The sequence below is a fragment of the Acetobacter musti genome, assembly GCF_011516835.1.
Taxonomy (GTDB): Bacteria; Pseudomonadota; Alphaproteobacteria; order Acetobacterales; family Acetobacteraceae; genus Acetobacter; species Acetobacter musti.
In genome coordinates this window covers 57,387-80,018 of sequence record NZ_WOTB01000001.1, presented here as the reverse complement: position 1 = coordinate 80,018, position 22,632 = coordinate 57,387, and the positions used below count along the sequence as shown (strand labels likewise).

The following is a 22,632-nucleotide window of genomic DNA, read 5'->3' as shown; positions in this document are numbered from 1 at the left end:
GCTCCGGCCTGCTTCCGCAGCTGACACGGGAGACTGACGCAATGCCACGCAGCCTGCAAGCCGCGCTGTCCTGTGCGGGACTGTGCGTGCTGTCGCTTTATCCGGCGGGTGCCGGGACCGCGGCGTCCGCGCCCCGCGCAGGCGGCCTGTCAGAGATTCAGACCGTGGTCGTGATCTATGACGAGAACCGCTCTTTCGACAGTCTCTATGGCCGTTTTCCTGGCGCCGAAGGGCTCGATCAGGCGCCGGACAGCGCGAAGATCCAGCGCGACCGCGATGGCAGCGTGCTGCCGGAGCTTCCGCCGGTCTGGGGCGGGATCACGGCCTGGGGCGTGACGCCGGCTGTCACCCAGGCGATGAGCGCGCATCTGCCGAATGGTCCGTTCTCGGTCGATGCGAAGGACGGGTTCAACGTGTCGGACGGGGTGCCGACGACGGATCTGTGGCACCGGTATTATCAGAACCAGATGCAGATCAATGGCGGGAAGAACGACCAGTTCGTGGCCTGGACGAATGTCGGCGCGATGGTGATGGCCAACTGGGACGGCTCGCGCATGAAGATGTGGAAGGTTGCGCAGCGCTACACGCTGGCGGACCATTTCTTCATGGGCGGGTTTGGCGGCTCGTTCTTTAATCATCAATGGCTGATTTGCGCCTGCGCACCCTATTATCCTCATGCGGACAAGAGCCCGGCGGCGTCGCTGATCGCTGAGGCCACCGCGGACGGGACGGCGCTGCTGCTGGCGGCGAACGCGCCGAAATCGGCTCTGGACGGACCACCGAAGTTCAAGCATGACGGCGATCTCACCCCCGATTTCTATGCGGTGAACACGATGCAGCCGCCGTATCAGCCGAGTGGCAGCCGGCCCGTAAAGGGGGGTGATCCGACGCTGGCCGATCCGGAGCGGCCGACGACACTGGTGCCGCAGACGGCGGCCACGATCGGGGATCGTCTCTCGGACCGGAAGGTCAGCTGGGCGTGGTACAGCGGGGCGTGGGAAGACGTGCTGACGCATGGGTTTCACAGCCCGGTTCCGGACTTCCAGACGCATCATCAGCCGTTCAACTATTACAAGGCCTATGCGCCGGGGACCGACGCCCGGCGGGAGCATCTTCGGGATGGCGGGCTGGCCGGGAGCGCGTTTATTGCCGACATCGACGCCGGGCGGCTGCCGCAGGTGGCGTTTTACAAGCCTCAGGGCAATCTGAACGAGCATTCGGGTTATGCGGATATTACGTCGGGTGACGCCCATCTGGCCGACGTGATCGACCATCTCGAACACAGCCCGCAATGGCCGCATATGCTGGTCGTGGTGACGTATGACGAGAATGGCGGGCTGTGGGACCATGTGGCGCCGCCGAAGGCGGATCGCTGGGGGCCGGGCTCGCGGATTCCGGCGATCATCATTTCGCCGTTCGCGAAGAAAGGGTTCGTGGATCATACGCCGTATGACACGACGTCGATTCAGCGGTTTCTGAACCGGCGTTTCGGGCTGAAACCCCTGCCCGGCCTTGTGGTTCGCGATGAGTCGGTGAAGCGGCGCAGCGGGATCGCGCTGGGCGATCTGACCGGGGCGCTGGCGCTGAAACCATAATTTTCCGGCGTTTGTTTTCCAGAAGGGTCGGACATTCACAAGCAGGCCAGGCTGGGGTAGAGCAGCGGCATGATATTTTTTTCCGCCCCCCCTTCCGGCACCCGGTTTTTTCGTCTTCGCGGCCGTATCGCGTCTCTCTCCCTGGCTGCCTTTGCGGCTTCCGGGTTGCTGACTCTGGCGCCGGCGCGGGCGGATGAGACGTTCACGGCGGCGCAGCGGCAGGAGATCGTCTCCATCGTGCGTCAGGCCCTGAAGACCGATCCGACGATCCTGGCCGATGCGATCAGTTCCCTGCGGACGCAGAGCGAGGCGGCGAAGCAGGCGGACGCGCTGAAGGTCGTTCGCGAGAACCGGGCGCAGCTTGCCGGGAGTTCTGCGGATGTGGTGCTCGGCAATCCGCGGGGGACGCAGACGATCGTGGAGTTTTACGATCCGCGCTGTCCGTATTGCCGGAAGGTTCTGCCGGATCTCGACAGGCTGGTGGCCGGGGAGCCGGGGCTGAAGCTGGTCGAGAAAGTGATTCCGGTGCTTGGGCCGAACAGTCAGCTTGAGGCGCAGGCGCTGCTCGCGGCGAATCTGCAGGGCGGGTACATGAAGCTTCAGCATGTGATGATGAACGACAGCGAGACGCCGTCCATGGCGCGTATCCGTACGCTGGCGGGGTCTGTCGGTCTCGATGCGGACCGGCTGGAGCGGGATATGAAGAGTACGGCTGTCGCCAGTGCGGTGCAGGACAATCTGACGCTTGCGCAGAAGGTTGGCGTGGACGGCACGCCGACCTTCGTGATCGACGAGAAGATGATTATTCCGGGCGCGGCGTCCGCGGACGATCTGAAAAACGCACTGAAGGCGGCGCATTCGGGTCGCTGAGACCGGATGGCGGCGCGGACGGATGTTCTGAGCGCCGGGCCGGAATGTCCGTGCCGGCCTGTCCGGTGTTCATGAGAGAGAATCTGGTCTTTTTTCCGTGCGGCGCCGGCAGGCCGGGGCGGTGGTTTGCGATGATGTGGCAGAAGACCTGTCCCTGCGGTGCGGGAACAGGTCTTTTTCTTTTCGCCGGTGTGTGTGGGGGTATTGGCTGGTTTCGGGGACGGGATGATCGGGAAGCGGGATTCCAGAATGTTCCGGACATTTTCGGTTTGATATCGAAACGTATCCGCGATTTTTACGTTGCGCCGGCGGCCGGGGACAGTCTGAGTGATTTACACCCCCGGAACCAGGCGGCGATTTAACAGACCGGGATCAAAGGGGCCGCGTCCCTTTGTGGGGTCCGGGGCAAAGCCCTGGAAAACACTCCGCTCGGTCAGTTCCATCATGTCCGGGGACAGCCGTTCTCATTCTCAGGCCGTAACATCTTAAATTAATTCAATTTATTTACGGTGCTGCGGTTCATCCGTTCTGTGTCCGCAGTCTCTCAGACGCATGATCAAGACGGCGTGATATCGTGAGTCTGTTTCCTCTCTGCCTGCAAACCTTCCGCGCAACGCCGCGTTCAACGGACAGGCCGCCTGTCTGCTCTGCATTCCTTTGCGGCAAAAGGAGCTGTCCAATGGCTAATACTCTTCGAGACAATTTCGGTGGTACTCTCAATACAATCGCTGACACGCTGACGCGGGCGCATGGTGATCATTCGGGTCTTTCCACTGCGGTCGTTGAGTATCTGGGCAAGGAGGGGAGCCCTGGCATTCCGGTTGTGCGTGCCCGCGCGAAAGAAACGGGGCTGGAAGGGCTTCTCGAATTCTGGCGCAGCGCCCAGACGCAGAAATCTCTGGTCGATCATCTGATCACGACTCTGATCTCCGAGGAGCAGATCCGGATTTTTGCGGAGGAGACGGGGCTTTCCCGTGACGCGACGGTGAGAGGGCTGGCCGATATTCTTCCCGGTCTTGTCTATAAGAACGCGCAGAGAGAACGGAACAGGGCTTCGCAGGAGCCGCCTGTTTCCGGCTGACGGCCTGGCCGGGTTGAACTGGCTGTAACTTCCGGGGATGACAGGGCAGGTTCGGTCTGAGTGCCGGATCTGCTTTTCATCGTCCCTCCCCGGCTTTGCTCATCTGTATTTGCTTCTCACTGCAGGACGTTTTGTTGCGAGGGCCGGTCGGTTTTCTGGCTGGGCTGGTGCGGGCGGTATCGGGTCTTCCTGCTGACAATGCATTTCTCCCGTCAGGATCGGCGATGCGGCGTCGGGCTGTATGCGTTACAGTCGGGACGGAAAAGCAGGGAGAGCGACGATGAATGGTCCTGGTGGGAAACAATGGATGGTGTTTGTGGCCCTTGGGCTTGCAAGCGTCATTCTCGGTGCGGTCGCGTGGGTCGACGCCGTTTCGGTCACGCTGGCGAGTGCCATGGTTCTTGGCGTTCTGGTCATGATCGCGGGCGTTGTGCAGATTTTTCATGCCTTCGCGGTGAGGGAGACGGGAGGGCTGCTCCTCTCTCTTCTGCTCGGCATTGCGTATCTGATCTGCGGGGGGCTTCTGATAGAGGAGCCGGCGACCGGATCGGTCATCATCACGATCTTCATTGCGATGTGCATGGTTGTCGCCGGAATGGTCCGGGTTATCGTGGCCTTTCAGAACCGGGCGATATCCGGCTGGTGGATGGTGCTGCTCGGGGGTCTTGTCAGCGTTGTGGTGGGCACCATGCTCTATGCGACGCTTCCCTGGTCCGGGCTGTGGCTGGTCGGCACTCTGATCGCTATTGAACTGATTGTTGCCGGTGTCGGCTGGATTCAGTTTGGCCTGGCCTTGCGGCGGGGCATGATCGGAACCGGGTTCTGAATGGCGGCGGGACTGAGAAACTGTTTCAGAAGCCGCTGTAAATCATAAAGAAGTTTCTGGTGAAGCTTTTTTCAAAAAGCTTCGGAAGAAGCCGCCTTTTTGAAAAAAGGCGGCACCCGGAAACTTCTGTTTTTTTATCGGAAGTGTATCGTGGGATGGACTTTGGTTTCATCAGGTGGGTTTTCAGGGCTTTGCCCCGAACCCCACAAAGGGACGCAGTCCCTTTGATCCCGGCTTGTTAAAATAAAGGGGTTAATGGGCAGAGCCCTTGTTTTGTCTTCTGTTTGCAAAATACATAAACGCCTTTGAGACAGTCTCTGGATGGTATCCGCGGTGTCTGTGGATACAGGCAGAGTGATTTTCGGGGCTTTCTCGTGGACTCCTCTGCAGGAAATGCGGACCTTCTGATCCTGAAGCGGTAATTCGGACAGGGTGAACGGGTGCGCCTTCGCGTGATGGCCCTTTGCGGGCGTGGGGCAGAATGTGAGAGTGCTTTCTGCCTGGAAAAGGCAGAAGCATGCTCTGGCTTGCCGTTTCTGGTGCATTTCCATTGCGGGCTGAAGGAAAATCTGCCGCCGGGAAGTCCGGGCAGCGAAAAAATCTGACTGATGGTAAAATCCGGCCGACGGAAAGCAGTTTTCAGGGTCACTGTTTTCCGTTGCGAAGAAGTGCAGTCTGTTTCAGTTCTTATTCCGGCTCAGTTCTTATCACGAACCAGCGCTCTGGCATCACACTTGCGGGAGAGCGGGGGCGCGCTGCGTCGGAAAGACCTATCTTCCGTGCACGCCCACTGTCTCAGTGATTCTCTGTTCACGGAGTCTGATATGACTGAAAACCAAACATTGCGTGATATTCCGGTCGGCATCGATGCGACGGGCAGCCGCGTCGAGAGTGATTCGATGGGGAAGATCGAGGTCCCCGCGAATCATTACTGGGGGGCTCAGACACAGCGGAGCCTTGTCCATTTTTCCATCGGGCGCGATGTCATGCCGATCGAGCTTTGCCGGGCTTATGGCATTGTGAAGAAAGCGGCGGCGCTGGTGAATGCCGCTGACGGGCGGCTGCCGCAATGGAAGGCGGACGCTATCATCAGAGCGGCCGATGAGGTCACCGAAGGCAGGCTGGACGCGGAATTTCCGCTTTTTGTCTGGCAGACCGGCTCCGGCACGCAGACGAACATGAACGTGAATGAGGTCATCGCCAACCGGGCCATTCAGCTCCTGGGCGGCAAGATCGGGTCAAAAACGCCGATCCATCCGAATGATGACGTCAATATGGGTCAGTCGAGCAACGATTCCTTTCCGACCACGATGCATGTCGTCTCTCTGCTTGAGATCGAAAACACGCTGATTCCGCAGGTGGAGGCTCTGATCGCCGGTATCCGCGACAAGGCCGCTGCGTGGAAGAACGTGGTCAAGATCGGTCGTACTCATCTTCAGGACGCTGTTCCGCTGACGGTCTGGCAGGAATGGTCTGGCTGGGCGCAGCAGCTTGAGGATGCGCTTGATGCGCTGCGTTCGGCGCGGGGCGGTCTGGCGCAGCTTGCGGCCGGGGGCACGGCGGTTGGCACGGGGCTGAACGCGCCTCCTGGGTTCGGGAAAGCCATTGCCGCGCGGATCGCGGAGCTGACAGGCAAGCCTTTCATTACCGCGCCCAACAAGTTCGCGGCGCTGGGCGGCCTGGACGCCATGGTGCGGGCTTCCGCCGGGCTGCGCGGTGTGGCGGTCGCTCTGATGAAGATCGCCAACGACATGCGCTGGCTCGGTTCGGGGCCGCGCTGTGGTCTTGGCGAGCTGCATCTGCCGGAAAACGAGCCTGGTTCGTCCATCATGCCGGGCAAGGTCAATCCGACCCAGTGCGAGGCGATGGTCATGATCGCCACGCAGGTCATGGGCAATGACGCGGCGGTGGCGTTTGCCGGAGCGCAGGGCAATTTCGAACTCAATGTGATGCGTCCGGTCATCGTTGCCAATGTGCTGCATGCGGTTCGTATTCTGGCTGATGGCTGCCACAATTTCCGCGTCTTCTCGGTTGAGGGCACGACGCTGAACGAGGAGCGGATTAAGCAGTATGTCGAGGAATCCGTGATGCTGGTCACGGCGCTGAGTCCGGCCATCGGGTATGACAAGGCGTCGGCGATTGCTCATCGCGCCATGGAGCGGAACGAAACGCTGCGGCAGGCGGCGCTTGCTTCCGGGGTCGATGAGGCGACGTTCAATAAATACGTCAATCCGCTTGAAATGGTCGGGCATGGGCTTGCCGGGGCATAAGGCGGGATGGTCCCTGCCGGGTATGGGGGCCGGGGCGTTCTCCGGTTTTCCGGGCCGGGATTTTTCTTTGTGCGGTGCTGCTGAGGGTGTTGCGCGGGGGTGGATCTCGCGCCGGGTGATCGGCTGGGCTTGCGGGACCGGGAGGGGGAAGCTTCTAATCTCCTGTCGGTTACAGCGATGTTTCTTCTGAGGCTGTTTCGGAACGCTTCGGGATGACCCGCCGGGGCCAGAAAGGCCGAATAGTCATCTCGTAGTTCCGCGTCCTCGTCATCAGGCAGACTCTTTCCCATCAGAAGCGTCAGAGCCGGGGTCATGCCTCACTCACACAGGTCAGTAGCTGTGTTCTGTGGTATAAGAGGTTATGATTTTCCTGCGGCGTGTTGTGATTCACAGGCTGACCGCTGGAAATGAGGCGTATTTTCTGTCTGAGTGCCAGATGGAGCGGATCGGGCCGTTTTTTCCTCTGGCACGTAGTGCGCGCCCCGGGTCGATGACTGTCGCGTTCTGAGCGGGATCGTCTGTGTGATCCGTAACGGCCTTCAGTGGAAAGACACCCTTCAAGCCTGTGATCCTCATAAGTCCTTGCATAATGCTTCATCTGCCGGAGCCGTCCGGGGTGTCTTCGACCGGATTTTTACAGCCCTGACAGAACGCGCTGGCCGTTCAAAACGTCTGATGACCGATGCGACACATCTCAGGGCACCCGGAATACAGCGGCCTCTCTGCTCAGAAAGGGAGTTTTCCCACCATCCCGGACGAACAAAAGGCGGTCTGAACTCAAAGCTTCATGCCATGTATGATGGTCAGGGTCGTGCCTGTATTCCTCCGGGGAAAAACTAGAAAGCAAAGCCGCCTTACAGCTGGCGTCTGTATAAAAAACCACATCCCATCAAAAACATGTTCGCTAACTCAAAGACCGGCGGCGGATGACAACACGATACGACCGGTGCGCTCATCCATTCATGGCCGCCATCCACATCGTTGCATACTTCATCTTCAGCCTCAGAAAATAAGGCCTGAATATGCAGGTGGCCTGCGTAATGTAAAACGGACGTTGAATGCCTCCCCCTGACGCCCGGAAAGAAATAGTCAGGACGTCTCTGGCGCATGAACCTGCGACGTGCCGTCGAAGGAATTCTCTTATTGTCACAGCCGGGTGCCAATGTGGCAACCGCTCACGCCATTCCCGCTTTTCAAAACCTGCAGGGATATTTCTACAGATGAATTCGTGAACGATGACGGGAAGGTCATGAACCGTATCTCCTCGTCATATTGTCACGTAAGCAGGATGGCCGCGAGGTAACGCTTCAGTCGGACTCATCGATAGCACACCTGTAAAAACAGCAGAACATGGTAACCCACCTGATTGCGGCGCTGGTACAAAGATCAAGAGTTTCAAACATTGTATCGCGACTTAGACGCTGGAACACGCTATCGGGCCTCTCTTCACCCTGCTGACGTGCAGAACTGAAATGATGCGCCGCTGGTGGTCACCCCGATCAGAAAGCTCCTTCTAGGTTACGGCATCTGATTGGCGATGACGGTTATGCCGGGGAAAAGATTTACATCGCACTCACGTAATTCAGGCGATGGGCATCAAAATCGCCAGGCGATCAAACCGGATGGTATGTTTTGTCATCAGGCCAGAACACTGGATCGTGGAGTGCAGCTTTGTCTGCCTCAGGCGCTACCGGCGTTCAGCAGAGGTGTCGAGGTCACAATTTCATCCTCATGCCTGGCTGATCATTGTCCATATCTGCAAAGTTACAGGAAAATTCATTCAATGCGTTTTGAATCATGCAGTTAGTGATTTATTGATTTTGTATATTTACACAAATTAAAACAGGAAGGAACACTTATGAAATACATTGTTATAAATCGCGATTGTGATGAACAAAGAATGAACGAATTTACGCGGCATAATGAACATGTAAGCGATATAAGGAGATTTTCTGCTATTGATGGAAACTCTCTCAATATGGAAGAACTGATTGAGAGTAATGTGATTGCTCCGGATATCTCTTATAAAAAGGGGGCTCTTGGTTCAGCAATGTCTCATGTTCTATTATGGAATTCCGTTGCCGATTATGGAGAAACAGCTTGTATATTTGAAGACGACGCCATTTTGTGCAGGAATTTCGTTGATGAATCTCAGAAAGTTCTGTCCCAGTTAGAAAACAACTGGGATATTGTTCTGTGGGGTAATAATTACGATACCTCGGTCCTGTTTGGAATGGGAGAAGGACGGGGCGTTGCGTTGGCGACATTTTCTCAGGACAGTGTTGTAAAAAATTCAGATAAATTTAAAAAAATTGATGTTTCAACACATCCTTTTCGTCTTTTCAGAACCCTCGGCATCTGCGGATATGCAATTTCGCCACAGGGCGCCAGAAAACTAACTTCTTTCTGTATTCCCTTACAGAATTCTGTATTTTTTCACTCGCAGTTAAATAGATTTTTACAAAACACATCAATTGATCATGTAATGACGGAAAAATACAAGGATATGGATTCATATATATGCATACCACCTCTCTGCATAACAGAAAACAGCATTGAATCATCAACTATATTAAACTCATAGTATACAAGGATAATTTCTATGAAAACAGATAACATTTCAAGATTCATAGAGTCGGAATTAAAAAAAAGTAATATTATTTCAAACGATGAGCGTCTTGATAATTATTTTTTACTATCTTTATACAATATAATGGATATTTGTTCAGATATTATAAATAAAAACTTAAAATTTAAATTAAATGATGAAAAATATACAGGTATAGTTGAAAAACTTATATACGAAAATTTCGAAAAAAAAGAAGTTGATTGGGATTTTCTTGTATTTGGCATCAACGATCACTCATATATTGGAGTAAACGTTGCAGGAATAACAAATTCTGACATATTTATTGTAGGAAATAAAAGCATAGAAAACATTTATAATGGAGAGTTTGCCGTTTTTAAACTTCTTACGGCTACAGGAATAAGAAAATATGCTATATCTCAATCTGGGGCAAAAAAAATACTTAATATGTGCAATCCTCTTCCAAGAGTTTCAAACAGAGATGAATATAAAACAAAAAGTAATGTTATAAATATTATAACAAAAAACGATCTAAATTCAATGATGTCTTTTATCTGCCTGCCCCCAGTTGTCTTTTTATAAGGTTGAAATATGCCAGACTTAGTTATAGCCCGATATAACGAGGATATAAATTGGGTTCATAATGTTCCCTCAGAATATAACATAATTGTTTACAACAAGGGAGAACGCATAAAAAATATCAGCATTTTAAATAGGATTCAGTATATTGAAATACCAAATATAGGTCGAGAATCAGATTCTTATTTGTATCATATTATAAATAATATGAAAAAAAACCACTCATTTACTATATTCACACAAGGTGATCCGTTTGAACATGCCCCCGATTTCCTCAAATTACTGTCATTGCCCTTTGAAAATGACGTTTGGGGATGTTCGCTGAGATGGAAAGACAATTTCCCTCCGGAATATATTTTAAATAAATACAAAGAAAAAACTGGGAGATTGATAAGAAATGAATTGTTCTCATTATTTAATTGGGCGCCTGTGAACTGGTGCGATATCGGCGCTTATAAAAGCGGATGCTTTTATTTATCTGACTACAAAGTAGAAAATGGCACAAATATAGCCAGTGATTTTTTTCGAAGAATAGGTTTTTATTCAATGTCATTGGATGCTTCCCAAGCTATGTTTGGAGAGTTTTCATATGGCGCTATCTTTGGCGTCAAAAACAACGTAGTAAACAAAATTGACAAAGAAATATTTGTTAATGCTCTGCGGGAGGTTCGGTCTTATCCTGTCACAGGCTATATTATGGAACGGCTGTGGCTCCATATGTTTGGACAGCCGTTTATAGGTTTACGTGATAATATTTTTGACAATTACTTTCCAATTTAGATTTTTTTAAAAATTTCCTATTCTGAATTCGCTCTTATGTTTTCGCTGTTTCTGATTTACACGAAGGAAAAGCAAGGTGACGGTAGATAAGATCGCTGATAATATGGACTGCTTTCTCTTTTTGATGAAAATCAGGATACCTACTCAATCAGCAAAGAAGGCAGATTAAAGGCTACAAACATCAACATTCATTAATATACGCCTCATCGTTTTCGTAAGTTTTACGCTAAACGTTTGAATCCCGTTTGTGCAAAGTGCATAAATATCTATAACAGTTTTAGTACTTTAGGTTTGAATAATGGTTCATGATCCGTTAGAAATTAAGAATGATTTTCCGAATTTAATTTTTGTTGACGACCTGCTCCGTGAGGCTTTTTGGCCTGCAAAAGAATTTTTTTATGATCTTCTTCGAGAACCTATCCGGCAGGCTCTGGGCATTAATGTTCCGCCAAGTTTAAGGCAGAAATTTATGGCTGCCAACGGTATGCCTTCATGGGATCACACAACAAACAATATCATGGACCATAATTATTTATGGATAGATAATTATAAGAATTTAAGTGTAGAATTAGAAAAATATTTTGTTGAAAATATACCAGAGCGTAGCGTTATAATAGGTTACGAGCTATCTCCTGGTTTGATTAAATTTTTTGAAAAAAACAATCATCATTGGATAGATTTCCGAATTTCTCCAATTCGTTTTCTGTCAGATCTTTTGATAGCATTACGTACATCCATACCAGGTCTGCAAAAGCGCCTGCCTTCTCTGGCTGTCCGATATTCAGAAATAAGGCTTGAAGCTAATAAGCTGAAAGCATCTTATATACATAAAGAACGCTATAAAAAAGAATACGATTTATTCAGAAGCTCCAAAGATATAGTTTATGTTGTTGGACAGACAGAAGCTGATGCTAGCCTGGTAAACGGAAAATCCCTTATCACGCTTTCCTGTTACGAAAAAAGATTAAAAGAGATTTTTTTTGGTAAAAAAGTTGCTTATCTTCCTCATCCATCTGCCGCCAAGTGGCATATTGAAAAAGAAAAATCTTATTTGACTAGCCTTAATTGTAGTTTTTTTACAGACAACATACATCTATACAATGCTTTTTTTGAGGAAAAACCCGGTACGTTTGTAGGTATATCGTCTGGTTCTTTGCAAGAAGCGCCATTTTTTAATTGCTCTTCAGTCATACTCTACAAGGCGATCTGCCCTCTTTATTATCCGGATATTCAAGATAACAGGAGCGATACGTCTGATTATGATCAATACTGGCAAATTCCATTTGAAACTTTCCTGGACCCGGAATTTATAAAATTTATTTTTGAGCAATCTTCAAAAATACAACGCATTCCTTTGAGAGATATTAAAAGCAATGAATTGCGTCAATTACATGATACATGGTGGGGATATGCTGATATATTTTCTCATTCCAATGGGTTAATAAAAGCTCAGCAAAAGGAATTGGTAAAAAAACTTGAAACAATAGATAAAAAACAGTCAGTTATTACTTCTATGATACTATCATTCCCAGACATTTTAGATATAAAATATAAAAATTTATTCGTTCGCACATATAAATGGATAGATGGATCCAAACTTACTATAAATAATGATGGTAATTTTTATCGTAATGGCGTTATTTCAGGCTCTTGGATGTCTGAGCCAGCAAAAAAAGAATATAGTATTATTCTAATATGGTCAGAAAATTCATGGATTGATAAAATAATTAGCAATGACGAATGGAATATTCTAATTGTGTGTAACTCAGAAGGAAATATATTTCGATGCGATGCTATAATTTAGTTTTTCTATTTCTTTAATTTTTAAAGCTATAGAACCAGAGCGGTTACATTAAACATTGAATTGCCTGAGTGACACTGAAGGTGACTTGTGATTCACCGTTTCCATTGATGAAGACGGTGATGGAGCGGGCATTTAGTGATGATCTTCGGGTACATGTTCTGGGAGCTGGCGCCATGGGCGTGTCAGCGCGTTCATTAGCGGCGCAGTTCGGTGTTGGGATTTCGACGGCGATCCGCTGGTTGCGCCGTCTGCCCTGACGGCGTCGGTCACAGCTGGATGGGCATGAAATATTTATCGTCGGTATGATCGAAATGCAGCCAGCAGAACATACGCTCCTTTGAAATCACTGGCCTGCGATCAGGTGAACACGGACAGGACGGCCCTGACAGTCACAGATAGCATGAAGATTTGAGTTCAGGCCGCCTTTTGTTCGCCCGATATGGCGGGGAAAAGCCCTTTTTTGTAGAGAGACTGCTGTCCGGTGTACTTTGAAATGAATCGCGTCGGTCATCATGTATTCATTGTCGTGATCAGCCGCCAGATGCCGGAAAATCCGTTCGGTCACACCGCTTTCGTACCAGCGACGCAGCCGCCGATGCACGTTCTTCCAGTCGCCAGAGCGGGCAGGCAGATCACGTCAGGGGATGCCTGTGCGATAACGATACAGCACAGCTTCTGCAAACAGGCGATTATCCGCGGCCGTGCCGCCGACATGACTTTCACGACCTGGGAGAAGATCCTTTATCCGTTCTCACTGGTTGTCACTCAGGCCATCCCATCGCATTTCCATCTCTTCCCGCTCCAGCAACAGGAAGAAAACATCACAGATCAAACGGGAGTACAAGCCTCGTAGCACCCGGTGCTAACCGACGACACGCCCTGATCTCTGCTGCCGCGCATGGAACCGGTTCGTCGAGTAGTTCTGGGGCATCATGTCAATCGGCATACGCGACCGGGTTCGCGGGTTCTGACAAAACAGAATTGATATCAGGCATCAGTTTGTTCGGGGGCTTCTGTTGTATTTCCGGAGGTCGTCAGGTGGTTTTCCGGGCAGCCTGGCGTTGTTGCGGGGTGGTCTGGGCGTGCGCCTCGTTTTACAAGCATTATCGGGTTTTCACCCGCATACTGCCACTCAGACGCTGTCTGTTCCCGGATGTTCTTATGACCGTTCCTGACATCGATCCGTTTCATGCCATCGCCATCAGCGCCCTGGCGCACAGGCTGGCGGCGGGAGGTAGGGACATCATCCATATGGAGTTCGGTCAGCCTTCGACAGGTGCGCCCGGAAAAGCGATCGAGCGGGCTCAGCATATTCTGGCGACGGACCCGATGGGATACTGGGAGAGCCATGATCTCAAAGAGCGTATCGCGCGGCATTATGCTGAGACGTATGGCGTTTCCATCGTGGCGGATCAGGTGATTCTGACCGGTGGCGCCTCCCCTGCCCTCGTGCTGGCTCTGACGAGCTGCTTTGTGCCGGGGGATCGTGTCGCGCTCGCCAGGCCGGGCTATGTCGCCTATCGCAACACGCTCAAAGCCCTGCATATGACGCCGGTGGAAATTGCCTGCGGGGAAGCGGAGCGATTTCAGCTGACCGCTGATGCGATTGCAAAACTGGAGCCGGCGCCGCGGGGACTCATTATCGCGAGTCCGGCCAATCCTACGGGCACTGTGCTTCCGGACGCCGAGCTGCGCGTGATCGTTTCGGTCTGTCGCGACCGTGGAATCCGCATTATCTCCGACGAGATCTATCACGGTCTGAGCTACGGCGATCCGGCGCACAGCCTGCTGGAATATGATGAGACCGCGCTCATCGTAAACAGCTTCTCCAAGTATTTCAGTATGGCGCCGTGGCGTCTTGGCTGGCTGATCGTGCCGCCGGATCTGATCGGTGTCGCCCGCGCGCGGATGGGGAATCTGTTTCTGACGCCGGCGGCGCTGAGTCAGCATGCCGGTCTTGTCGCGTTTGATTGTTTCGAGGAACTCGAAGGGCATGTCGCGACCTATCGCCGCAATCGCGATCTGCTGCTGCAGGCGCTTCCGGAGCTGGGCCTGACCCGTATCGCGCCGCCTGATGGTGCGTTCTATATTTATGCTGATATCGGGCATCTGACTGATGACAGCCTGACTTTTTGCGAAGAGCTTCTGCGTGAGACGGGCGTGGCGACTGCGCCGGGCGTTGATTTCGATCCGGTCGATGGCAACCGGTTCATGCGGTTCAGTTTTGCGGTTTCGACGGACAGGATCAGGGAAGCTGTCAGGCGGATGCGGCCGTGGTTTGCGGCGCGGGCGGCGGCGGTGGCGGGGGAGAGTCTGGCGGGGGTATAGATGGTGGAGGCGATTCTGGCGGGGAGCAGCCGGTCCGGGCGTAATGCAGCGATAAAGCGGGCATGTTCGGCAGGGTATGGCGCGAGATTGTCATGACCTTAAGTTGCTTCATCCGCCGGTTCGCGACGTTTGTTAAGTCGTCGCATACGCAGAAAGATACCTTCGCTTTTCGCACCCTGTCTCTGGAGGGACGTCTTCAGAAACGGCCTGATTTCAGGTCCCATGCGGTTCTGGACAGGAACCTGATCATCGGTCAGCATCCGGAAAATGCCGTTCGTTGCAAGGCGATGCTGCACGAGCCATCCACTGCACGGAAAGGATGACGGTCATATTGCGCGGTATCGCTCTCACATTGCTGCTTGCTGTCACCCTCTGTGGATTCAGCCTTCAGGCCGGGGCACAGAGCCACAACAGGGGTCGCGTGCTGGTCGTTCTTTCCAGCGCGCACGAACTCACATTGCGCGACGGCCGGCACTATCCCACCGGATTCTTTCTCAATGAATTCGCGGTCCCGGTGGAAGCGCTGATCCAGGCTGGCTACGAGCCGGTATTTGCCGACCCGCAAGGCAATGCCGTGACCTGGGACGCGCACTCCGCATCCGCCCGGTATTTCGGAGGCAGCGGAAAAGCCCTTAAGGACACGATACAGTTCGTGGAAGGACTTGATGCGCTCAGACATCCGCGTACACTCGCCTCGGTCCGGGCGGAAGGGATTGGTTCTTATGTCGTCGTAACGGCCGCGCGTGCTGAAGCTCCAGTCATCGTTGAAGCGATGGTTGAAGATGTAGGTGATCGCGCCCTGTCTGCGGTTGAATTTTTCGGAAGGCACGTCGCCGTCATAGAAATTTCGCGGCAGGAAGCCATAGGAGGCCCGTCTGAGAGAGCCGACCAGCGGGACGCCGCCATAGGAGCCGCTTTCCGGGTCGTACTGATAATTGCCCAGCAGGGTCAGGGTGGTCGGTCCGTCGCCGCCGAAGGTGAAGGCGGGGCTTATGCTGAACCGTCTGCTTCCTGTTTTGCTGAGCTGGGTGTGCTGTCCGTTTACCGTGCCGTATATCCGGTAGCGGACAAGGCCGTCATCGGTTGCGAAGCCGCCGACATCGGCGTCGACGCGATAGAGATCGAACATGCCGCCGGTTGTGGTCACGCCACCGTAAAACCGCTGGTCGGTCGGCAGTTTGCTGGACAGGGCGGTCAGGCCGCCCGGGCTGGACTGGCCGTAAAGCGCGGAAGCCGGTCCCTTGAGGAGTTCGACGCGCTCAAGGCGGGAGGTATCGGTCTGGGCGACGGCGAACCCTGTGGGGCTGTCCTGAAATTTCAGCCCGTCCAGGAAGGTTGGCACGGTGAAGCCGCGCAGATCGAAGAGGTCGTAACGCGTGCCCTCCCCTCCCCGCGTATCGGCGGTGATGCCCGCGGCGTAACGCACGGCCTGGTTGAGGGTCAGGACGCCGCGCACGTCCATCTCGTCGCGGGTGATGACGGTGACGGACTGGGCCGTTTCGACCAGAGGCGTGTTTGTCTTTGTGGCGGACGATGCGATGGTCGAGGCCTTCCGGCCACGCACTTCGATCTGCTCGATTTTCGTGGCGCCTGTTCCGGTGGTCTTTCCGCCGGCAGTCCGGGCGGTGGTGGTCTGGCCGGTGGCGGTCTGGTGCGGTGTGACCGTTCCGGACTGTCCGGGTTTTTCGGTTTTTTTCTCCTGATCGGCGGCGAACGCCATGTCACTCAGGAGGAGTGAGAGAAGAACAGTGTAGATAATCCCGCTGCGCTGCATACCTGACTCATTTCGTAACCGGCTGCTCCTGCGGGAGGAGAGCGGGTCGATGTCTGTAATTAAGAATGAGACTTAGTTGCGCGCATAACCGTGTCCGGAAGCTGCATCAAGCGATGCGCAGTCCTCCGGGCTTTCTCTGGCCCGAACGCGGGCAAATTCTGCCTGATCGCCGATATCGTGCTGGTCGGGACAGAGTGTGGGAGGCAGATTCTTTAGGCCGGGCTGTGATCGTCGGGCCGGTGTTCGCGTGACTGAACGGGAAAGACGGGGCCGGGGCGTGGCGACAGAGCGCTCTTCTACGGGCGTGTGGCCGGTGACGGGCCGGATCGCAGTGTCCGGGGTGTTACGCCGGAGGTCCGGTGAAACATTGTGCTGAAGCTCCCGGCGTTCTCGTAGCCGAGGGCGAACGCGACTTCCGCGACCGACTGGCCTGCCGCGATCCGGGAGGCCGCTTCCGTGACCCGCACCCTGCGGCGCCATGCCGCGAATCCCATACCCATTTCCTGCTGAAAGAGGCGGGTGAAGGTGCGTCGCGCCATACCGGCCTCACGCGCCCAGTAATCGATGTCGTGGCAGTCTCCCGGCCGGGCGGTGACTGCCTCGCAGACGCGGCGCAGGCGATGGTCCTGGGGGAGAAGCAGCGGTTCAGCGATCCGGGAGGCGCGCCCGACCTCATCGACCAGAAGACGGGCGATGGCCGACATGCGCTCGTCCATGGTGAACTCGTAATTCATGCCTATGATCTCATCCACGAGACCCCGCATGAGGGACGAAACATCGAATGTCTTACAGGGAAGATCGTTACCGGTGAGGCATGGGTCCACATAGACGACCTGGAACATCAGATCGGTGCGGCAGGTGGCCTGATGGAGTGTGCCGGCGGGAATCCACATGCCCTGGCCGGGGCAGAGGACGAAGCTGCCGTTCTGCGTGCTGACCGTCACGGTTCCGGCGAGAAACACTGACAACTGGCCCCGGTCATGCGCGTGGAGTTCGTCCACGAAGCCGCCGACATAGCAGTCCCCGAAGCCCACGACGGGAGGCGCGCGGCCGGGAAGATCGGCGGTGCGTTTCATGGCACTGTGATCCTGTCTTCGTGTTTGCGAAAACTGTCCGGCGGGAGAAAAATGGCCTGTGCCTCGTCAGAGTTTGCGTGGATGGCGTAGCGTTTGTCGTTGTCTTCTGCCGGGGCAGATCCGTCAGGTTTCCGGGCGGTGTCCGTCGTCGGGCACCCGGTCTGCGTTTTGCGGCTGTAAGCACGCCCGCTACCGGCGAATATCGGCTTCGAGCGAGCGCCGTCAACCTGGCTGATATGGTCGCACAGGGCTGGAGGCGCCGGAAAAGGCGGTTATCTGATTGCAGGCAGGGCACTGCCCTGCACCCGGAAGGGGTCGCAGACCCCTTCACCCCCTTATGTCTGACAAACCGGGATCAAAGGGACTACATCCCTTTCTGGGGTTCGGGGCAAAGCCCCGGAGACCGGCCGGGCAATGCTCCGGCCGGCTGTTTTGCTGAGTAAGGGTCCGGGGATCAGGCTGAGGCGGCCATGGTCTCCGGGACGGAAAAGCCGATGATTCTGGCGTAATCTTTCGGCACGATCTGCCAGAAATGCGGCAGGACCTCATTCCATTTATGCAGCAGCATGGCGGCGTAGCCGGAATGTGTTTCCGCTGCGTGAGTCTCGACGAGGGATCTCAGTTTTTGCTGCCATTCCTCATCTGTCACGCGCACCCAGAAGACGTTGTCCGGGTTGACCTTCTGCTCGAAAGAGCCGTCCGCGTCGTAGACGAACGCCATGCCGCCGGTGAAGCCCGCGCCGAAATTGTCGCCGGAATCGCCGAGAATGACGACGGTTCCGCCGGTCATGTATTCGCAGGCGTTCGAGCCGCAGCCTTCCACGACGGCGGTCGCGCCCGAGTTGCGCACGGCGAAGCGTTCTCCGGCGAGGCCGGCGGCGTAGAGAGTGCCGGCGGTGGCGCCGTAGAGCACGGTATTGCCGATAATCGCGTTGGTGTTTGACGCCAGGGTGCTGGAGGCCGGCTGACGCACGACGATCGTTGCGCCTGACAGACCCTTGCCGACGTAATCGTTGGCGTCTCCCAGCACTTCGAGCTTGAGGCCCTGCACGGCGAAGGCGCCAAGCGACTGGCCGGCCGAGCCGCGCAGGCGGACGGTGAGATGGCCTGGCGCCAGGGTTTTCATGCCGAACTGCCGCACGATCAGGGACGAGATGCGCGTTCCGATGGCGCGCATCGTGTTCTGAACGTTGTATTGCAGCTGCATCTTTTCGCCGTGCTCGAAGAGCGGGCGGGCATCGGCGATCATCTGGGCGTCGAGCGTGTCGGGGACTTCGTTACGCCCGTCCAGCGTGCAGTACCGCGCATGCGGACCAGGATCGGCCTGCACGAGCAGCGGGTTCAGATCGAGATCGTCGAGATAATCGGCGCCGCGCGAGACCTGATAGAGCAGGTCGGTGCGGCCGATGATCTCGTTCAGGGTCCGGAACCCCAGCGAGGCCAGAATGTTTCTGACGTCCTCGGCGATGAACGAGAACAGATTGATGACTTTCTCGGGCGTGCCCTCGAATTTCGCCCGCATCGCGGGGTCCTGCGAGCACACGCCGACGGGACAGGTGTTCGAGTGGCACTGTCTGACCATGATGCAGCCCATCGCCACCAGGCTGGCGGTGCCGATTCCGAATTCTTCGGCGCCGAGCATGGCGGCGATGACGACGTCCCGCCCTGTCTTGATGCCGCCATCGGTGCGCAGCGTGACCCGGTGGCGCAGGCGGTTGAGCATCAGCACCTGATGCGCCTCGGCGAGGCCGAGCTCCCAGGGCAGGCCGGCATATTTCACCGATGTCTGCGGGCTGGCGCCGGTGCCGCCGGAGTGACCGGAGATCAGGATTGCGTCGGCTTTGGCCTTGGCCACGCCGGCCGCGATTGTGCCGATCCCCGACCGCGCGACGAGCTTGACCGTCACGCGGGCTTCGGGGTTGATCTGTTTGAGGTCGTAGATGAGCTGCGCCAGATCCTCGATCGAGTAAATGTCGTGATGAGGCGGCGGGGAAATCAGGGTGACGCCGGGTGTGGCGTGACGCAGCTTTGCGATCAGCTCCGTGACCTTGAAGCCGGGGAGCTGTCCGCCCTCGCCCGGCTTGGCGCCCTGGGCGACCTTGATTTCAATCTCGCGGCAGTCGTTCAGATACTGGGCTGTGACGCCGAAACGGCCTGACGCCACCTGCTTGATCGCGGAAGACGCGTTGTCGCCGTTCGCGCGTGGCTTTGCGCGTTCGGGGTCTTCGCCGCCTTCGCCGGAATCCGATTTCGCGCCGATGCGGTTCATGGCGATCGAGAGCGTTTCGTGGGCTTCCGGGCTGAGGGCGCCGAGGGAGATTGCCGGGGCGTTCAGGCGTTTTCGCAACTGGGTGATGCTCTCGACCTCCTCCACGGAGATCGGGGTTCTGCCGCCCCTGAAATCGAGCAGATCGCGCAGCGCGACGGGCTTCTGGCGCTGCACGGCGTCCGCGTAACGCCTGTAGATGGTGAAGCTGTCGCTGGACACGGCGGTCTGCAGCATGTGGATCAGCGTGCCGTCGAACGCGTGGAATTCGCCGCTGCGGCGCATCTTGTAAAGGCCGCCGACCGGGAGGACCGCTGCGGCGGTTCCCCAGGCCTCGTGGTGGAAGCTCAGGACATTGCGCGCGATGCCGGCCAGGCCGATGCCGGAGATGCGTGACGGCATGCCGGGGAAAAATTCCTCGACGAGGGCGCGCGACAGTCCGAGCGCCTCGAAATTGCAGCCGCCGCGATAGGAGGCGGTGATCGAGATGCCCATTTTGGACATGATCTTCAGCAGGCCTTTATCGACCGCCTTGCGATAACGCTCGACGGCGTCACGCAGGCTGATTTTGCCGAACAGGCCGCGACGCAGGCGGTCGGCGATGCTTTCCTGCGCGAGGTATGGATTGACCGTTGTCGCGCCGACGCCGATCGTAACGGCGACGGCGTGCACGTCCAGCACGTCGGCGGAGCGGACGTTCAGCGATGTGAAGGTCCGCAGCGAGTTCCGGACCAGATGCGTGTGGACGGCGGCGGTCGCGAGGATGGTCGGGATGGCCGCGCGTTCCGCCGACTGGTTTTCGTCGGTCAGGAAGACGTGGGCGCATCCTTCGCGGACCCGCTCCTCGGCTTCCCGGCGAATGCGCGCGATGGCGTCCCGCAATCCTTTCTCGCCGTCGGCGGCCCGGAACGTGGTGTCGATCGTGCTGCCACGGACGCCGCAGAAATTCCGCAGGGCCTCGAACTCACCGTTCGTCAGCACCGGGCTCGGCAGTTGCAGGAGGTCGCACTGTTCCTCGCTCTGGGCGAGGATGTTGCCGAGATTGCCGAGCCGCGTCACGAGGCTCATGACCCTGGTTTCGCGCAGGGAGTCGATGGGCGGGTTGGTGACCTGGCTGAAGCTCTGGCGGAAGTAATGCGCCAGGCCGCGATAGCGCTCGGAGAGAACGGCGAGCGGCGTGTCGTCGCCCATCGATCCTATGGCTTCGGCGGCGTTTTCCACCATGGGCTGGAGGATCTGCTCAAGCTCTTCCAGCGTGGAGCCGACCGAGAGCTGCCGGCGGCGCAGTTCCTCGGAGGAGTACATGACCGGCTCGACGACATCGTTCCGGACGACCGAGCCGATTTTCTGGATCTTTTTGACCCAGCGGCCGAAATCCTGACGGCCGGCCAGGAGGTCGAGCAGGGCGTCGTTGCTGTACAGCTTCGCTTCGTCGAGATCGACGGCGATGGTCTCGCCCGGACCCAGGCGGCCACGGCTCAGGATGTCGGCTTCCGGCACTTTGACCATGCCGGTTTCGGAGCCGACGATCAGCAGTCCGCCCGAGGTGCGGGTGTAGCGCAGCGGGCGGAGGCCGGAGCGGTCGAGGCCTGCGATGACCCAGCGGCCGTCGGTGGCGCAGAGCGCGGCCGGGCCGTCCCAGGGTTCCATGACGGCGTTGCAGTAGGAGAACATGTCCCGGTGCGCGGCCTTCATGGAGGAATGCGCGCCGACGCTGGCGGGCACCATGAGCGCCTTGACGGCGGGGGCGTCGCGTCCGGCATGGGTGAGCAGTTCGAAAACGTTGTCGAGCGTCGCGGTGTCGGAGCCGCCGACCTGCACGACCGGCTTGATGTCGCTCATGAACGGATCGAGCGCCGGATCGGCCAGCCGCGTTTCGTGGCTGCGCATCCAGTTGATGTTTCCGGAGATCGTGTTGATCTCGCCGTTATGGGCGACGCGGCGGAAGGGCTGGGCCAGCTTCCATGTCGGGAACGTGTTTGTCGAATAACGCTGGTGATAGATCGCGAACCGGCTGACGAAGCGCGGGTCGAGCAGGTCCGGGTAGAAGATCGTCAGGTGTTCCGCGAGGAACATGCCTTTGTAGATGACCGAGCGGCAGGACAGCGAGCAGATATAGAGATCGACCTGATTGGCGATCGCCGCTTTTTCGATACGGCGACGGATCACGTAGAGATCGCGTTCGAATTCGGCTTCCGGGCGGCCGCCTTTGTTGCGGATCAGGATCTGTTCGATTTCCGGGCGGGTCGCGTTTGCTTTTTCACCGATGCAGGAGGTGTCGATCGGCACCTGGCGCCAGCCGTAAATGCCGTATCCGAAAGCGAGGATTTCGGTTTCGATGATCTGACGGCACCGTTCCTGGGCGACCAGGTCGGTTTTGGGCAGAAACACCTGGCCGATGGCGATGATCGTTCCGACGGGCAGAGGCTCGCTTGTCGCGCGGATGGAATCCGCGAAGAAATCCTGAGGGATTTCGACGTGAATCCCGGCGCCGTCGCCGGTTTTGCCGTCGGCGTCGACGGCGCCACGGTGCCAGATCGCTTTCAGCGCCTCGATGCCGGCTTCGACGACGTCACGCCGTTTTTTGCCGTCCAGGGCGGCGACCAGGCCCACGCCGCAGGAATCGTGTTCGTCTTCGGGGCGGTACAGGCCCTGCTGCAATGCGCCGGCATTGCGCTTCCAGGTTTCGACGAAGGCGGCGCCGCTTTCCGGAGCGGAAGCATTGCCGCGGTTCGTGGTGGAGGATGTCTTGCCGCGTTTCGCGGCGGGGGAGAAGCCGGAGATCGTATCCATCAT

Annotated in this window: 13 protein-coding genes and 4 pseudogenes; 14 read left to right on the top strand and 3 right to left on the bottom strand. The window is 56.0% G+C overall.

Annotated elements, in window-relative coordinates:
• Nucleotides 1–41: 41 nt before the first annotated feature.
• The 14 genes and pseudogenes from acpA to GOB93_RS00250 all read left to right on the top strand — a co-directional run bounded on the left by acpA (nt 42) and on the right by GOB93_RS00250 (nt 14,720).
• The gene (gene acpA / locus GOB93_RS00310) at nt 42–1,595 is read left to right on the top strand and encodes an acid phosphatase (protein ID WP_173581620.1); all 1,554 of its coding nucleotides are present in this window, start codon (nt 42–44) and stop codon (nt 1,593–1,595) included.
• Between the two features lie 69 nt (nt 1,596–1,664).
• Complete coding sequence (locus GOB93_RS00305; protein ID WP_173581619.1) at nt 1,665–2,465, top strand: DsbA family protein; 801 nt, start codon at nt 1,665–1,667, stop codon at nt 2,463–2,465.
• A gap of 679 nt (nt 2,466–3,144) precedes the next feature.
• The gene (locus GOB93_RS00300) at nt 3,145–3,546 is read left to right on the top strand and encodes a YidB family protein (protein ID WP_173581618.1); all 402 of its coding nucleotides are present in this window, start codon (nt 3,145–3,147) and stop codon (nt 3,544–3,546) included.
• 280 nt (nt 3,547–3,826) lie between these two features.
• The gene (locus GOB93_RS00295; RefSeq protein ID WP_173581617.1) at nt 3,827–4,372 is read left to right on the top strand and encodes an HdeD family acid-resistance protein; all 546 of its coding nucleotides are present in this window, start codon (nt 3,827–3,829) and stop codon (nt 4,370–4,372) included.
• An 824-nt stretch (nt 4,373–5,196) separates the two neighbouring features.
• Complete coding sequence (gene fumC, locus GOB93_RS00290; protein WP_173581616.1) at nt 5,197–6,642, top strand: class II fumarate hydratase; 1,446 nt, start codon at nt 5,197–5,199, stop codon at nt 6,640–6,642.
• Nucleotides 6,643–7,003: 361 nt separating this feature from the next.
• Nucleotides 7,004–7,655: pseudogene (locus GOB93_RS22175) on the top strand (IS5/IS1182 family transposase).
• Nucleotides 7,628–8,483 (top strand): annotated as a pseudogene (locus GOB93_RS00285) (transposase). Before GOB93_RS22175 ends, GOB93_RS00285 begins: the two co-directional pseudogenes overlap by 28 nt.
• A 17-nt stretch (nt 8,484–8,500) precedes the next feature.
• Nucleotides 8,501–9,226, top strand: a complete 726-nt coding sequence (locus GOB93_RS00280) for a glycosyltransferase family 25 protein (protein ID WP_173581615.1) — start codon at nt 8,501–8,503, stop codon at nt 9,224–9,226.
• A gap of 18 nt (nt 9,227–9,244) precedes the next feature.
• Complete coding sequence (locus tag GOB93_RS00275) at nt 9,245–9,811, top strand: hypothetical protein (protein WP_173581614.1); 567 nt, start codon at nt 9,245–9,247, stop codon at nt 9,809–9,811.
• 9 nt (nt 9,812–9,820) lie between these two features.
• Nucleotides 9,821–10,588 (top strand): DUF3431 domain-containing protein, encoded by a 768-nt coding sequence (locus GOB93_RS00270; protein ID WP_173581613.1) that lies wholly within the window; start codon nt 9,821–9,823, stop codon nt 10,586–10,588.
• A gap of 298 nt (nt 10,589–10,886) precedes the next feature.
• A complete protein-coding gene (locus GOB93_RS00265) occupies nt 10,887–12,392 on the top strand; it encodes a hypothetical protein (protein ID WP_173581612.1) in 1,506 nt (501 codons plus the stop codon).
• A gap of 119 nt (nt 12,393–12,511) precedes the next feature.
• Nucleotides 12,512–12,646 (top strand): annotated as a pseudogene (locus GOB93_RS00260) (IS630 family transposase); the annotation flags it as partial.
• A 239-nt stretch (nt 12,647–12,885) separates the two neighbouring features.
• Entirely contained in the window at nt 12,886–13,245 is a 360-nt protein-coding gene (locus GOB93_RS00255; protein WP_173581610.1) for a hypothetical protein, read from the top strand.
• A gap of 308 nt (nt 13,246–13,553) precedes the next feature.
• Nucleotides 13,554–14,720: an aminotransferase class I/II-fold pyridoxal phosphate-dependent enzyme gene (locus GOB93_RS00250; RefSeq protein ID WP_173581609.1), complete on the top strand. Its 1,167-nt coding sequence runs from the start codon at nt 13,554–13,556 to the stop codon at nt 14,718–14,720.
• 715 nt (nt 14,721–15,435) lie between these two features.
• On the opposite strand, the pseudogene GOB93_RS00245 reads toward GOB93_RS00250, so the two are convergent.
• The 3 genes and pseudogenes from GOB93_RS00245 to gltB all read right to left on the bottom strand — a co-directional run.
• A pseudogene (locus GOB93_RS00245) lies at nt 15,436–16,494 on the bottom strand (TonB-dependent siderophore receptor); the annotation flags it as partial.
• A gap of 296 nt (nt 16,495–16,790) precedes the next feature.
• On the bottom strand, nt 16,791–17,570 hold the full coding sequence (locus GOB93_RS00240) for an AraC family transcriptional regulator (protein WP_173581608.1): 780 nt from the start codon (nt 17,568–17,570) through the stop codon (nt 16,791–16,793).
• A 454-nt stretch (nt 17,571–18,024) separates the two neighbouring features.
• A complete protein-coding gene (gene gltB, locus GOB93_RS00235) occupies nt 18,025–22,632 on the bottom strand; it encodes a glutamate synthase large subunit (RefSeq protein ID WP_242010445.1) in 4,608 nt (1,535 codons plus the stop codon).